Annotated in this window: 11 protein-coding genes; all 11 read left to right on the forward strand. The window is 62.1% G+C overall.

Translation table 11 applies throughout. From position 1 onward, the window contains the following. The first annotated feature begins 9 nt into the window (after positions 1 to 9). The 11 genes from fliQ (at position 10) to VUG52_RS08070 (ending at position 13,276) form a co-directional block, all read left to right on the forward strand. Entirely contained in the window at positions 10 to 279 is a 270-nt protein-coding gene (gene fliQ, locus VUG52_RS08020) for a flagellar biosynthesis protein FliQ (RefSeq protein ID WP_050706662.1), read from the forward strand. Positions 280 to 286: 7 nt separating this feature from the next. Beyond that, a complete protein-coding gene (gene fliR / locus VUG52_RS08025) occupies positions 287 to 1,063 on the forward strand; it encodes a flagellar biosynthetic protein FliR (RefSeq protein ID WP_050706661.1) in 777 nt (258 codons plus the stop codon). Positions 1,064 to 1,065: 2 nt separating this feature from the next. Further along, the gene (flhB, locus tag VUG52_RS08030) at positions 1,066 to 2,208 is read left to right on the forward strand and encodes a flagellar biosynthesis protein FlhB (protein ID WP_262951850.1); all 1,143 of its coding nucleotides are present in this window, start codon (positions 1,066 to 1,068) and stop codon (positions 2,206 to 2,208) included. 168 nt (positions 2,209 to 2,376) lie between these two features. Then, a protein-coding gene (locus tag VUG52_RS08035) for an IS3 family transposase (RefSeq protein WP_423812696.1) occupies positions 2,377 to 3,740 on the forward strand; the annotation gives its coding sequence in 2 pieces (ribosomal slippage) (positions 2,377 to 2,862 and positions 2,865 to 3,740; 1,362 coding nt in all). A gap of 875 nt (positions 3,741 to 4,615) precedes the next feature. After that, on the forward strand, positions 4,616 to 6,745 hold the full coding sequence (gene flhA / locus VUG52_RS08040) for a flagellar biosynthesis protein FlhA (protein ID WP_050706658.1): 2,130 nt from the start codon (positions 4,616 to 4,618) through the stop codon (positions 6,743 to 6,745). Positions 6,746 to 6,756: 11 nt separating this feature from the next. Continuing rightward, a complete protein-coding gene (flhF, locus tag VUG52_RS08045; RefSeq protein WP_050706657.1) occupies positions 6,757 to 8,070 on the forward strand; it encodes a flagellar biosynthesis protein FlhF in 1,314 nt (437 codons plus the stop codon). Between the two features lie 114 nt (positions 8,071 to 8,184). Further along, entirely contained in the window at positions 8,185 to 9,018 is an 834-nt protein-coding gene (gene fleN / locus VUG52_RS08050; RefSeq protein ID WP_016393812.1) for a flagellar synthesis regulator FleN, read from the forward strand. Beyond that, positions 9,015 to 9,755 (forward strand): RNA polymerase sigma factor FliA, encoded by a 741-nt coding sequence (fliA, locus tag VUG52_RS08055; protein ID WP_050706656.1) that lies wholly within the window; start codon positions 9,015 to 9,017, stop codon positions 9,753 to 9,755. Before fleN ends, fliA begins: the two co-directional genes overlap by 4 nt. Positions 9,756 to 9,858: 103 nt before the next feature. Then, on the forward strand, positions 9,859 to 10,233 hold the full coding sequence (locus VUG52_RS08060) for a chemotaxis response regulator CheY (RefSeq protein ID WP_172402424.1): 375 nt from the start codon (positions 9,859 to 9,861) through the stop codon (positions 10,231 to 10,233). Positions 10,234 to 10,252: 19 nt separating this feature from the next. Further along, positions 10,253 to 11,041 carry a protein phosphatase CheZ gene (locus VUG52_RS08065; RefSeq protein ID WP_050706655.1) on the forward strand — a complete coding sequence of 263 codons (789 nt, stop codon included), beginning with the start codon at positions 10,253 to 10,255 and terminating at the stop codon, positions 11,039 to 11,041. A gap of 12 nt (positions 11,042 to 11,053) precedes the next feature. Further along, a complete protein-coding gene (locus VUG52_RS08070; protein WP_050706654.1) occupies positions 11,054 to 13,276 on the forward strand; it encodes a chemotaxis protein CheA in 2,223 nt (740 codons plus the stop codon). The last annotated feature ends 19 nt before the right edge of the window (positions 13,277 to 13,295 follow it).

A 13,295-nucleotide genomic window follows, 5' to 3' on the forward strand; every position in this document is an offset into this window, starting at 1 on the left:
GAGCCTCGCATGACACCCGAAGTCGCCATCGACCTGTTCCGCGAAGCGTTGTGGATGACCACCATGATGGTCGCCATCCTGGTGGTACCGAGCCTGTTGGTCGGCCTGGTGGTGGCCATGTTCCAGGCGGCGACGCAGATCAACGAACAGACCCTGAGCTTTCTCCCGCGCCTGCTGGTGATGCTGGTCACGTTGATCGTCGTCGGTCCGTGGCTGACGCAGAAGTTCATGGAGTATTTCATCGGCCTCTACACCAGCATTCCGCAGCTGGTCGGTTGACGCCACGATGCTGGAATTGACCGACACGCAGATCGGCACCTGGGTCGCCACCTTCATCCTGCCGCTGTTCCGGGTGACCGCCTTGCTGATGACCATGCCGATCATCGGCACCAAGATGCTGTCGGCCCGGATACGCCTGTACGTCGCCGTTGCCATTACTGTGGTGATCGTGCCGGCCCTGCCGCCGTTGCCCGAAATCGATCCGTTGAGCCTGCGCGGCGTGCTGTTGTGTGGCGAGCAGGTGATTGTCGGGGCGCTGTTCGGTTTTTCCTTGCAGTTGCTGTTCCAGGCTTTCGTGGTCGCGGGGCAGATCGTCGCGGTGCAGATGGGCATGGCCTTCGCCTCCATGGTCGATCCGGCCAACGGCGTCAACGTCGCTGTGATCGGTCAGTTCATGACCATGCTGGTGAGCATGTTGTTCCTGCTGATGAATGGCCACCTGGTCGCGTTCGAGATCCTTACCGAGAGTTTCACCACGTTGCCGGTGGGGCACGCGCTGGTGGTCGATCATTTCTGGGAAATGGCCGGGCGCATGAGCTGGGTGCTGGGGGCCGGGTTGCTGCTGATCCTGCCGGCAATCGCCTCGCTGCTGGTGGTCAACATTGCGTTTGGCGTGATGACCCGCGCGGCCCCGCAATTGAACATCTTCTCCATTGGCTTCCCGCTTACGCTGGTGCTGGGCATGGTGATCTTCTGGATCGGCCTGGCCGATATCCTTTCACACTACCAGGCACTGGCCAGCGAAGCGCTGCAGTGGCTGCGTGAGCTGGCACGGGCGCGCTGAACATGGCGGAAAGCGAAAGCGGTCAGGACAAGACAGAGGAACCCACCGACAAGCGCAAGCGCGACGCGCGGGAAAAAGGTGAGGTCGCCCGCTCCAAGGAATTGAACACGGTGGCGGTGACCCTGGCTGGCGCTGGGGGACTGCTGGCCTTTGGTGGGCACCTGGCCGAAGAATTGATGGCGCTGATGCGCATGAACTTCAGCCTTACCCGCGAGGTGGTGGTGGACGAGGGGAGCATGGCGGCGTTCCTGCTGGCCTCGGGCAAGATGGCCATCTGGGCGGTGCAGCCGGTGTTGATCCTGCTGTTCGTGATCGCGTTCGTCGGCCCGATCGCGTTGGGTGGTTTCCTTTTTTCCGGAAGCTTGCTGCAGCCCAAGTTCAGTCGCATGAACCCTTTGTCGGGGATCAAGCGCATGTTTTCGATGAACGCGCTGACCGAACTGCTCAAGGCGCTGGCCAAGTTCTTCGTGATCCTGATCGTGGCATTGGTGGTGTTGGCCGGGGATCGCCAGGCGCTGCTGGCGATTGCCAACGAACCGCTCGAGCAGGCGATCATCCACTCGGTGCAGGTGGTGGGTTGGAGCGCGTTGTGGATGGCGGCTGGGTTGTTGCTGATTGCTGCGGCCGATGTGCCGTTCCAGCTGTGGCAGACCCACAAGAAAATGAAGATGACCAAGCAGGAAGTGAAGGACGAGTACAAGGACAGTGAGGGCAAGCCTGAGGTCAAGCAGCGTATTCGCCAGCTGCAGCGCGAGGCGTCGCAGCGTCGGATGATGGCGGCGGTGCCGGATGCGGATGTGATCATTACCAACCCGACTCACTATGCCGTGGCCTTGCAGTACGACCCCGAGAAGGGGGGCTCGGCGCCGCTGCTGGTGGCCAAGGGGACCGATTTTGTCGCCTTGAAGATGCGGGAGATCGGGGTCGAGCATAACGTGCAGATACTTGAGTCGCCGGCCCTGGCGCGGGCTATCTATTACTCTACCGAGATGGAGCAGGAAATTCCGGCGGGGTTGTACCTGGCGGTGGCGCAGGTGTTGGCCTATGTGTTCCAGATTCGGCAGTATCGGGCGGGCAAGGGGAAGGCGCCGGAGCCTTTGAAAGGGGACTTGCCGATTCCTGATGATTTGCGGCGGGATAGTTGAGTTTGGTTGTTTGGTTGTTTGGTTGTTTGGTTGTTTGGTTGTTTGGTTGTGGCTGTATTGAAAGTTGTATGCGCATTCATTTGTGATGTTGACGCTTATTCACCTTTCCGCCCTTACGTGAACTGACCCCCGAAAGTTGGACGCCTGACTCCAACCGGAGGGTGTTCCATGACGAAATACAATCTAGCGCTCAAGCAAGCACTCATCGAAGAGTGCCTTTCTGCACGGAGTGTTCATGAGGTAGCACTGAAGCATAGCCTGAGTCCATCGTTGCTACGCCGTTGGATAAAGGGCTATGAGCAACACGGCGCAGCAGGTCTGACTACCAAGTACAGCCACTACGACGCCCAGTTCAAGTTGAAGGTTTTGCAGTGCATCGAGCAAGGCGGACTGTCAGCCCAGCAAGCCTGCATACAGTTTGATATCCGAGGTCCGAGTAGCATCAGGCAGTGGAAAAGGCTGTACGATGAAGGCGGAGTAGAAGCACTTCACCCGCATCGTGCCCGAGAATCCCGAATGCCCCGCAAAGCATCAAAACAACCCAGCATAAGCCCGGCTACCCCTGCAGATACCGAGCTGACACCTGAGCAGATGCTCGAAGAGCTGGAGTATCTGCGTGCGGAGAATGCCTATCTAAAAAAGCTCGATGCCTTGATCCAAGCGGACCCCAGCACTGCGCAATCAAGAAAGCGCAGACCGTCCAAGGATTGAGGCATGAGCATCGGCTAGCTCTGCTTTTACGCGCGGCAGGGCTGGCACGCAGCACCTTCTATTACCAAAGCAAAGCGTTGGTGACCGACAAGCATGCGGTTCTCAAAGAGCGCATCAATAGCCTCTATCACAAGCACAAGGGGCGGTACGGCTATCGCCGCATCACCGCAGTGCTTGAGCGGCACGGCGAAGTGATCAATCACAAGAAGGTGCAGCGGTTGATGCAGTTGATGAATCTGAAATCCCTGGTAAAAGTGAAGAAATATCGCTCCTACCGAGGTTCCGAAGGGCTTGTTGCATCTGATCTGCTCAAGCGTGAATTCAAGGCGGAAGCCCCTAATCAGAAATGGGTAACCGATGTGACTGAGTTTAAGGTGAAAGGGCAGAAGCTGTATCTTTCACCTGTGATGGACCTGTACAACGGCGAAATTCTTGCCTATCAGATCAATCCGCGCCCTGAGTTCAAGATGGTATCGACGATGTTGGAGCAAGCTTTCGAGCGGCTGAGCCCAGATGACAAACCGATATTGCACTCCGATCAAGGTTGGCAATATCGACAGCCTGCTTATCGACATATGCTGGGCGGAAAGGAAATCCAGCAGAGCATGTCGCGTAAGGGCAACTGCCTGGACAATGCCGCGATGGAAAGCTTTTTCGGTACACTCAAGAGCGAGTTTTTCTATCTGGAATCGTTTGACAGTGTTGAGCAACTGGCATCAGGGCTAGAGGACTACATCGCCTACTACAATCAAGAACGTATAAGTCTAAGACTGAATGGCTTGAGCCCGGTACAATTTCGGACTCAAGCGCTGAACCCATAGCGTACCCCGTCCAACTTTCGGGGGTCAGTTCAACGGCGGGTTACTTTGGTCGTGGCCAAAGTAACCAAAGCCGTGGCGCTCCATTCATCCGGCCCTACGCTTCGCTCCGGGTTCCCTCACTCCGGCCTTGCTCCCGGGAGGACCGCGCTGCAGGGCCCATCCTGGGCCCCAGCGCTTGACGGGCATCCATGCCCGTCACCTCCCTCCGCAAGACCTCCGTTCGGCCTCCTGAAGTCGCGAAGTTACGAGCGGCGCCTGGACTGGCGCAGCTGTCGCTAGTTGGAGCTTAATTAATCTCTCGATCGCATCGTGGGGCAAGCCCGCTCCCACGCAATAGTCGCCGTTATATAGATCCCTGTAGGAGCGGGCTTGCCCCGCGAAAGGGTCGGAACAGCCAATACATAATTAACTGTAAAAAACTAACTTCAAACTTTTGCTTTTGCTTTTGCTCTTGCTTCTAAGTGCGCAATAGTCCAGGCGCCGCCAATTGCGACTTCAGGAGGCCGAGCGGAGTTCTTGCGTAGTGGGGCGACGGCCATGGATGGCCGTCGAGCGCTGCGGCCCAGGATGGGCCGTACAGCGCGGTACCCACGGGAGCAAGAACGGAGCGAGGGAACCCCGGAGCGAAGCGTAGGGGCCGGATGAATGGAGCCAGCGGTTTTTGCCTACTTTTGCCCAAGAGCAAAAGTAGGTCGCCGTAAAGGCGAAAAGGTGCCTATGCGTCACCATCGCCAATGAATGCGCATAAAAATATCAAAACAGTAATCCCCCGAAGCCCCCGAAAACCCCCACCCCCAGAAAAGTTGGAAAGCTTCTTGCAAAGGCAGCGCCAGCCGCCACACAGGCGTCAAAGTTTTGCTTGAAGAGGAATCGCGGTGGATCGCACTCAGTTAATCAGCAACGCCCGCAACAACCTGGCCGGTCTCGGCCGGGGCAACCTCGGCGTGCCGCTGCTCCTGCTGGTGATGCTGGCAATGATGATGTTGCCGATCCCGCCGTTCCTGCTCGACGTGTTCTTCACCTTCAACATCGCCCTGTCGATCGTGGTCCTGCTGGTCTGCGTCTACGCCCTGCGCCCGTTGGACTTCGCCGCGTTCCCCACCATCCTGCTGGTGGCAACGCTGCTGCGCCTGGCGCTGAACGTCGCCTCCACCCGCGTGGTCATGCTCCACGGCCAGGAAGGCCACGGCGCCGCGGGCAAGGTGATCCAGGCCTTCGGTGAAGTGGTGATCGGCGGCAACTACGTTGTCGGTGCGGTGGTGTTCGCCATCCTCATGATCATCAACTTCGTCGTGGTGACCAAGGGTGCCGGGCGAATCTCCGAGGTGAGCGCGCGCTTCACCCTCGACGCCATGCCCGGCAAGCAGATGGCCATCGACGCCGACCTCAACGCCGGCCTGATCGACCAGGCCCAGGCCAAGTCGCGCCGCGCCGAGGTCGCCCAGGAGGCCGAGTTCTACGGCTCCATGGACGGTGCCAGCAAGTTCGTCCGCGGTGACGCCATCGCCGGCCTGCTGATCCTGTTCATCAACCTCATCGGCGGCATGCTGATCGGCATGCTGCAGCACGGCATGACCTTCGGCGATGCCGGCAAGGTCTACGCCCTGCTGACCATCGGTGACGGATTGGTGGCGCAATTGCCATCGCTGCTGCTGTCCACCGCCGCCGCGATCATGGTTACCCGTGCCTCGGGGTCCGAGGACATGGGCAAGCTGATCAACCGGCAGATGTTCGACTCGCCCAAGGCCCTGGCGGTCTCCGGTGCGTTGATGATCGTCATGGGCCTGGTGCCCGGCATGCCGCACATCGCCTTCCTCGGCCTGGGCGGGTTGGCTTGCGGTGGCGCCTACCTGGTGTGGAAGAAGCAGCAGAAGGCCAAGCTCGTGGCTGAGCAGGAGGCCCAGCGCCAGCAGGACCTGCTGCCGTCGCCGCAGCGCGCCATGGACACCAAGGAGCTGGGCTGGGACGACGTTACGCCCATCGACATGATCGGCCTTGAGGTCGGCTATCGCCTGATTCCGCTGGTGGATCGCAACCAGGGTGGCCAGTTGCTGGCGCGGATCAAGGGCGTGCGCAAGAAGCTCTCCCAGGACCTGGGCTTCCTCATGCCGACCGTGCACATCCGCGACAACCTCGACCTGCAGCCCAGTGCCTACCGCCTGACGCTGATGGGGGTGATCCTGGCCGAGGCCGAGATCTACCCGGATCGGGAGCTGGCGATCAACCCGGGCCAGGTGTTCGGCTCGGTCAATGGCATCGCCTCGCGCGATCCTGCCTTCGGCCTGGAAGCCGTGTGGATCGATGTCGGCCAGCGCGCCCAGGCGCAATCGCTGGGCTACACGGTGGTTGACGCCAGCACCGTGGTCGCCACCCACCTCAACCAGATCCTGCAGAAGCACTGCCACGAGCTGATCGGGCACGAGGAGGTGGTGCAACTGCTGCAGGTGCTGGCCAAGGTCTCGCCGAAGCTGGCCGAGGAGGTGGTGCCGGGTGTCATTTCCTTGTCGGGCCTGCTCAAGGTCCTGCAGGCGCTGCTCGCCGAGCAGGTCCCGGTGCGTGACATCCGCAGCATTGCCGAAGCCATCGCCAACAACCCGGCGAAGAGTCAAGATACCGCCGCGCTGGTGGCGCTGGTGCGGGTCGGATTGTCCCGCGCTATCGTGCAAAGCATTGTCGGCGTTGAGTCCGAGCTGCCTGTGATTACCTTGGAACCAAGGTTGGAACAGATCTTGCTCAATAGTTTGCAAAGGGCCGGGCAGGGTCAGGAAGATGGTGTTCTTCTTGAGCCGAGCATGGCCGAGAAGCTTCAGCGCTCGCTGATCGAGGCGGCCCAGCGTCAGGAAATGCAGGGCCAGCCGGCCATCCTCCTGGTCGCCGGCCCGATCCGCGCCATGCTGTCGCGCTTCGGTCGCCTGGCTGTACCGAATTTGCATGTTTTGGCGTATCAGGAAATACCTGACAACAAGCAAGTCACCATTGTTGCCACCGTGGGCCCCAACGGCTGAGGTAGTGGGTTATGCAAGTTAAGCGTTTTTTCGCCGCCGATATGCGTCAGGCCATGAAGCTGGTCCGGGATGAGCTCGGCTCCGACGCCGCCATCATCGGCAACCGCCGCATCGCTGGCGGTGTCGAACTGACGGCCGCGCTGGACTACAAGCTGTCCGCCCTGGCCCCACGCGTGCCCAATGCGGAGCTCGAGGACGAGCTGCGCAAGACGCAGTCGCGCATCGTCACCGCCCAGGCCGAACTGACCGGGCGCGGTGATGCCGTCGAAGGCGGCAACCGGCAATTGTTTGCCGGCCAGTCGCTGACTGCGTCCGAGCCGTTGATCGAACCGCACGTCGATGAGCCGGTGGTCGCAGCTGTGCCGGCAGCGGCTCCTGTCGATCCGCGTCTGTTCGATGCCATGCGCTCCGAGCTGACCGGCCTGCGCGAGCTGCTGGAAGTCCAGCTCGGTTCGCTCGCCTGGAGCCAGCTGCAGGGCAGCAAGCCACAGCAGGCCAACCTCTGGCGCCGACTGCAGCGCCTCGGCCTGTCTGGTGGCCTGGCCCGCGAGCTGCTCGACCTCACTGCCGAAATCGAAGATCCGCGTCATGCCTGGCGCATGGTCCTGGCGCACTTGGCGCGGATGATCGAAGTGCCCGAGATCGAACCGATCGAGGAGGGCGGGGTCATCGCCATGGTCGGCCCGGCCGGCATGGGCAAGACCACCACCCTGGCTAAGCTGGCTGCCCGCTATGTGCTCAAGTACGGCGCGAACAACCTGGCGCTGGTCAGCATGGACAGCTTCCGCATCGGCGCCCAGGAGCAGCTAAAGACCCTGGGGCGCATCCTCAACGTGCCGGTCACCTACGTCGACCCGGGCGAGTCGCTGGCCCAGGCGCTGGAGCCGCTGCTGCGCAAGCGCGTGGTGCTGATCGACACCGCCGGCCTGCAGGCCAGCGACCCGGCGCTGCGCATGCAGCTCGAGACCCTGGCCGGGCGCGGCATCGCCGCCAAGAATTACCTGGTGCTGGCAACCACCAGCCAGAAGCAGGTGCTCACCGCCGCCTACCACAGCTACAAGCGCTGCGGCCTGGCCGGTTGCATCCTGACCAAGCTCGATGAAACGGCATGCCTCGGCGAAGTGCTGAGCCTTGCCATCAGTCATGAACTGCCGGTGGCCTATCTGACCGATGGGCCGCGCATTCCTGACGACCTGCAACTGCCGCGCAAGCACCAGCTGGTGAGTCGCGCGGTCAGCGTGCAGTTGCAGGACGAGCCCAGCGACGAGGCCATGGCCGACATGTTCGCTGATCTCTACCACAACCCTGGCAAGCGTGCGGGTTGAGGGTGAATACTGTGCAAAGTACCTACATCATGGGGTTGTCCGGCCGGACCGTGGCCTTGAACGTTCAGCCCCTCATGTGGCCTGGGTCCAAGCGAGACAAGGTAAAGAACAGACATGGGTAGCATGCATCCCGTACAGGTGATCGCCGTGACCGGTGGCAAAGGTGGCGTCGGCAAGACTAACGTTTCAGTGAACCTGTCCCTGGCACTGGCCGAGCTCGGCCGCCGGGTCATGTTGCTGGACGCCGACCTGGGCTTGGCCAATGTCGACGTTCTGCTGGGGCTCACGCCCAAGCGCACCTTGGCCGACGTCATCGAGGGCCGCTGCGAGCTGCGCGATGTGCTGCTGCAGGGCCCCGGCGGTGTGCGCATCGTCCCGGCGGCTTCCGGAACCCAGAGCATGGTGCACCTGGCGCCCGCCCAGCACGCCGGCCTGATCCAGGCCTTCAGCGAGATCGGCGACAACCTCGACGTGCTGGTGATCGACACCGCTGCGGGTATCGGTGACTCGGTGGTCAGCTTCGTCCGCGCCGCCCAGGAAGTGTTGCTGGTGGTGTGCGACGAGCCCACTTCGATCACCGACGCCTACGCCCTGATCAAGCTGCTCAACCGCGACTACGGGATGAATCGGTTCCGCGTGCTGGCCAACATGGCCCAGAGCCCGCAGGAAGGGCGCAACCTGTTCGCCAAGTTGACCAAGGTCACCGACCGCTTCCTCGACGTCGCCCTACAATACGTCGGCGCCGTGCCGTACGACGAGTGTGTGCGCAAGGCCGTGCAGAAGCAGCGGGCGGTCTACGAGGCCTTCCCGCGCTCCAAGTGCGCGCTGGCGTTCAAGGCCATCGCGCAGAAGGTCGACAGCTGGCCGTTGCCTGCCAACCCGCGCGGGCACCTGGAATTCTTCGTCGAGCGCCTGGTGCAGCCCACCAGTGCAGGGCCGGTGTTATGAACGCGAGTGGTTTCAAGATGTACAGCAAGGCCGCCAAGGACGCTCAGTACGAGCTGATCGAACGCTACGCGCCACTGGTCAAGCGTATCGCCTACCACCTGCTGGCGCGGTTGCCGGCCAACGTCCAGGTCGAGGACCTGATCCAGGCCGGGATGATCGGCCTGCTGGAAGTGGCCAACAAGTACGACGCCAGCAAGGGCGCCAGTTTCGAGACCTATGCCGGCATCCGCATCCGCGGCGCCATGCTCGACGAGGTGCGCAAGGGGGACTGGGCGCCACGCTCGGTGCACCGCAACACGCGCATGGTCAGTGACGCGATTCGCTGCGTTGAAGCAAAGACGGGACGCGACGCTAAAGATCACGAGGTTGCTGCCGAACTCCAATTGAGTCTCGATGATTACTACGGGATTCTGAACGACACCCTGGGCAGCCGCCTGTTCAGTTTCGACGACCTGCTGCAGGACGGCGAACACGAGGGGCTGCACGAGGATGGCGCCAGCAACCAACTGGAGCCGGCGCGGGACCTGGAGGACGAGCGCTTCCAGGCCGCATTGGCCGAAGCGATCGCCAACCTGCCGGAACGCGAGCGCCTGGTCCTGGCGCTGTACTACGACGAAGAGCTGAACCTCAAGGAAATCGGTGAGGTGCTGGGGGTCAGCGAATCGCGTGTCAGCCAGTTGCACAGCCAGTGCGCGGCACGTCTGCGCAGTCGCCTGGGTGAATGGCGGGCGCGTTGAGCCAAGGTTCGATGCAGTCGTTTTTTGTGGTGCCGAATTGATTGAGTGCGCGCTCGGCGCCGAGCGCGTTTAAGACTGCTTGGAGGTCTAATTGAACAAAGACATGAAAATCCTCATCGTTGACGACTTTTCGACGATGCGGCGGATCATCAAGAACCTGTTGCGTGATCTGGGTTTCACCAACGTCAAGGAAGCCGATGACGGCAACACGGCACTGCCGATGCTCACCAGCGAGCACTTTGACTTCCTGGTGACCGACTGGAACATGCCGGGCATGACCGGTATCGACCTGCTGCGCGCGGTTCGTGCCGACGAGCGCCTCAAGCACCTGCCGGTGTTGATGGTCACCGCCGAAGCCAAGCGCGAGCAGATCATCGAAGCTGCCCAGGCCGGTGTAAACGGCTATGTGGTCAAGCCTTTCACCGCCGTGGCGCTGAAAGAAAAGATCGAGAAGATCTTCGAACGCGTCAACGGCTGAGTCACGTCTGGGGGGCGCAATGGAGTCAACCAACAACTCTTTGGGTGAGTTTGAATCAACCCTGAAGAAGCATGCCCAGGAGCTGGTCGAGAGCCTCGAGCGCGGCCGGTTCGGTGATGCGGTGCAGCTGATCCACCAACTGAACCAGACCCGCGACCGCGGGCTGTACCAGGAGGTTGGCAAGCTCACCCGTGAACTGCACAGTGCAATCGTCAACTTCCAGATCGACCCGTCCATGCCGCAGGCCGAGGAAGTGTCGCAGATTACCGACGCCGCCGAACGCCTCTCCTACGTGGTTCGCCTCACCGAAGGTGCGGCCAACCGCACCATGGACCTGGCGGAGGCGTGCACCCCGGTGCTCAACGACCTCGCCGCCGAGGCCCAGAGCCTGTCCACCGACTGGCAGCGCTTCATGCGCCGCGAGGTGGCAGCGCCGGAATTCCGTGAGCTGGTCAAGCGTGTGGACAGTTTCCTGGCGCACAGCGCCGAAGGTAACCAGAAGGTCGCCGGCCATCTCAACGATATCGTCCTGGCCCAGGATTATCAGGATCTCACCGGCCAGGTGATCAAACGGGTGACCGCGCTGGTCACCGAAGTCGAAAGCAATCTGCTCAAGCTCGTGCTGATGGCAAGCCAGGTCGACCGCTTTGCCGGGATCGAACATGACCACCAGCAGCTGCGCGCTGAAAAAGATCAAGAAAAACATCCGACTCGGGGTGAAGGTCCGCAGATTCATGCCGATAAGCGTGAAGACGTCGTGTCCAGCCAGGACGATGTCGACGATCTGTTGTCCAGCCTGGGTTTTTAAGGAGCACGTTTAATGAGCTTCGGCGCCGATGAAGAAATCCTTCAGGATTTCCTGGTAGAAGCCGGCGAAATCCTCGAGCAACTGTCCGAGCAATTGGTCGAGCTGGAAAGCCGGCCCGATGATGCGGACCTGCTCAATGCGATTTTCCGCGGTTTCCACACTGTAAAAGGGGGCGCCGGCTTCCTTCAGCTCAATGAGTTGGTGGAGTGCTGCCACATTGCCGAGAACGTGTTCGACATCCTGCGCAAAGGTGAGCGCCGTGTTGACGCGGAACTGATGGACGTGGTGCTCGAGGCCCTCGACACGGTCAACAGCATGTTCGGCCAGGTGCGCGAACGTACCGATGTCACGCCGGCCACGCCGGAGCTGCTGGCGGCGCTGTCGCGCCTGGCCGAGCCCGGTGGCGCCGAAGCCCCGGCCCCGGTGGTCGAGGCGGCGCCCGTGGTCGAAGCCGCGGCTGCCGAGCCCGACATCACCGATACCGAGTTCGAGCAACTGCTCGACTCGCTCGATGCGGTCAAGGCCGAAGCTCAGGTTCATGAGCAGCTGCAAGGCGAAGACGTCAGCGGCGGCGGTGACGAGATCACCGATGCCGAGTTCGAGTCGCTGCTCGATCAGTTGCACGGCAAGGGCCAGTTCTCGGCCGATGCCGCCGTCAGCGCACCTGCGCCAGCCGCCCCGGCCAGCGACGAGATCACCGACGACGAGTTCGAGTCGCTGCTCGACCAGTTGCACGGCAAAGGCACCTTCGCCGTCGACGCCCTGCCAGGCGCCGCCGCGCCAGCGGCCAGTGCCGCACCCGCTGCGGGCGACGAGAGCATCAGCGAACACGAATTCGAGGCACTGCTCGACCAGTTGCACGGCAAGGGCAAGTTCTCCGGTGACGCAGTCACCGCCGAAGCGCCTGCCGCTGCCGTTGCCGCACCTGTCGCGGCCAAGGCCGAGGTCAAGCCCGTTGCCAAGCCGGCACCGGCTCCCGCGCCTGCTGCAGCTCCAGCTGCCGCCAAGCCTGCCGCGGCGGCCCGCGCCCCGGCGCCGGCCGCCGAGAAGCATGGCGCCAGCGAGGCAGAAACCACCGTGCGGGTCGATACCGCGCGCCTGGACGAGATCATGAACATGGTCGGCGAACTGGTGCTGGTGCGTAACCGCCTGGTGCGCCTGGGGCTCAACAGCGGCGACGAGGCCATGTCCAAGGCCGTGTCCAACCTCGACGTGGTCACCGCCGACCTGCAGACCGCGGTCATGAAGACCCGCATGCAGCCGATCAAGAAAGTCTTCGGCCGCTTCCCGCGCCTGGTTCGCGACCTGGCCCGCCAGCTCAAGAAAGAGATCAACCTCGAGCTGGTCGGTGAAGAGACCGACCTCGACAAGAACCTGGTCGAGGCCCTGGCCGACCCGTTGGTGCACTTGGTGCGCAACGCCGTCGACCATGGCGTCGAGATGCCCGACGAGCGCGAAGCCTCCGGCAAGTCGCGCATGGGCCGGGTGGTGCTGTCCGCCGAGCAGGAGGGCGACCACATCCTGCTGTCGATCTCCGACGACGGCAAGGGCATGGACCCGAGCATCCTGCGCGCCAAGGCGGTGGAAAAGGGCCTGATGGACAAGGACGCGGCCGACCGCCTGAGCGAGTCGGACTGCTACAACCTGATCTTCGCCCCGGGCTTCTCGACCAAGACCGAGATCTCCGATGTGTCCGGCCGCGGCGTCGGCATGGACGTGGTGAAGACCAAGATTTCCCAGCTCAACGGCTCGATCAACATCTTCTCGGCCAAGGGCCAGGGGTCGAAGATCGTCATCAAGGTGCCGCTGACCCTGGCGATCATGCCGACCCTGATGGTGATGCTGGGCAACCAGGCGTTCGCCTTCCCGCTGGTCAACGTCAACGAGATCTTCCACCTCGACCTGTCGCGCACCAACGTGGTCGACGGCCAGGAAGTGGTGATCGTGCGCGACAAGGCGCTGCCGCTGTTCTACCTCAAGCGCTGGCTGGTCCAGGACCACGAGCACGAGGAGCAGCACGAAGGCCATGTGGTGATCCTGTCGGTCGGCACCCAGCGCATCGGCTTCGTCGTCGACCAGCTGGTCGGCCAGGAAGAGGTGGTGATCAAGCCACTGGGCAAGATGCTGCAGGGCACCCCGGGCATGTCCGGCGCGACCATCACCGGTGACGGCCGGATCGCGCTGATCCTCGACGTCCCGAGCATGCTCAAGCGTTACGCCGCCCGGCGTATTTGATTTCGGTGGCGCGCCCTGG

The sequence above is a fragment of the Pseudomonas sp. LH21 genome, assembly GCF_036549575.1.
GTDB classification, from domain to species: domain Bacteria; phylum Pseudomonadota; class Gammaproteobacteria; order Pseudomonadales; family Pseudomonadaceae; genus Aquipseudomonas; species Aquipseudomonas peradeniyensis.

What these genes read in the sequence shown, in the direction of transcription:
- fliQ (WP_050706662.1), top strand. Translation starts at nt 10, where the DNA reads ATGACACCCGAAGTCGCCATCGACCTGTTCCGCGAAGCGTTGTGGATG.
- fliA (WP_050706656.1), top strand. Translation starts at nt 9,015, where the DNA reads ATGAACGCGAGTGGTTTCAAGATGTACAGCAAGGCCGCCAAGGACGCT.
- fleN (WP_016393812.1), top strand. Translation starts at nt 8,185, where the DNA reads ATGGGTAGCATGCATCCCGTACAGGTGATCGCCGTGACCGGTGGCAAA.
- fliR (WP_050706661.1), top strand. Translation starts at nt 287, where the DNA reads ATGCTGGAATTGACCGACACGCAGATCGGCACCTGGGTCGCCACCTTC.
- VUG52_RS08060 (WP_172402424.1), top strand. Translation starts at nt 9,859, where the DNA reads ATGAAAATCCTCATCGTTGACGACTTTTCGACGATGCGGCGGATCATC.
- flhF (WP_050706657.1), top strand. Translation starts at nt 6,757, where the DNA reads ATGCAAGTTAAGCGTTTTTTCGCCGCCGATATGCGTCAGGCCATGAAG.
- VUG52_RS08065 (WP_050706655.1), top strand. Translation starts at nt 10,253, where the DNA reads ATGGAGTCAACCAACAACTCTTTGGGTGAGTTTGAATCAACCCTGAAG.
- VUG52_RS08070 (WP_050706654.1), top strand. Translation starts at nt 11,054, where the DNA reads ATGAGCTTCGGCGCCGATGAAGAAATCCTTCAGGATTTCCTGGTAGAA.
- flhB (WP_262951850.1), top strand. Translation starts at nt 1,066, where the DNA reads ATGGCGGAAAGCGAAAGCGGTCAGGACAAGACAGAGGAACCCACCGAC.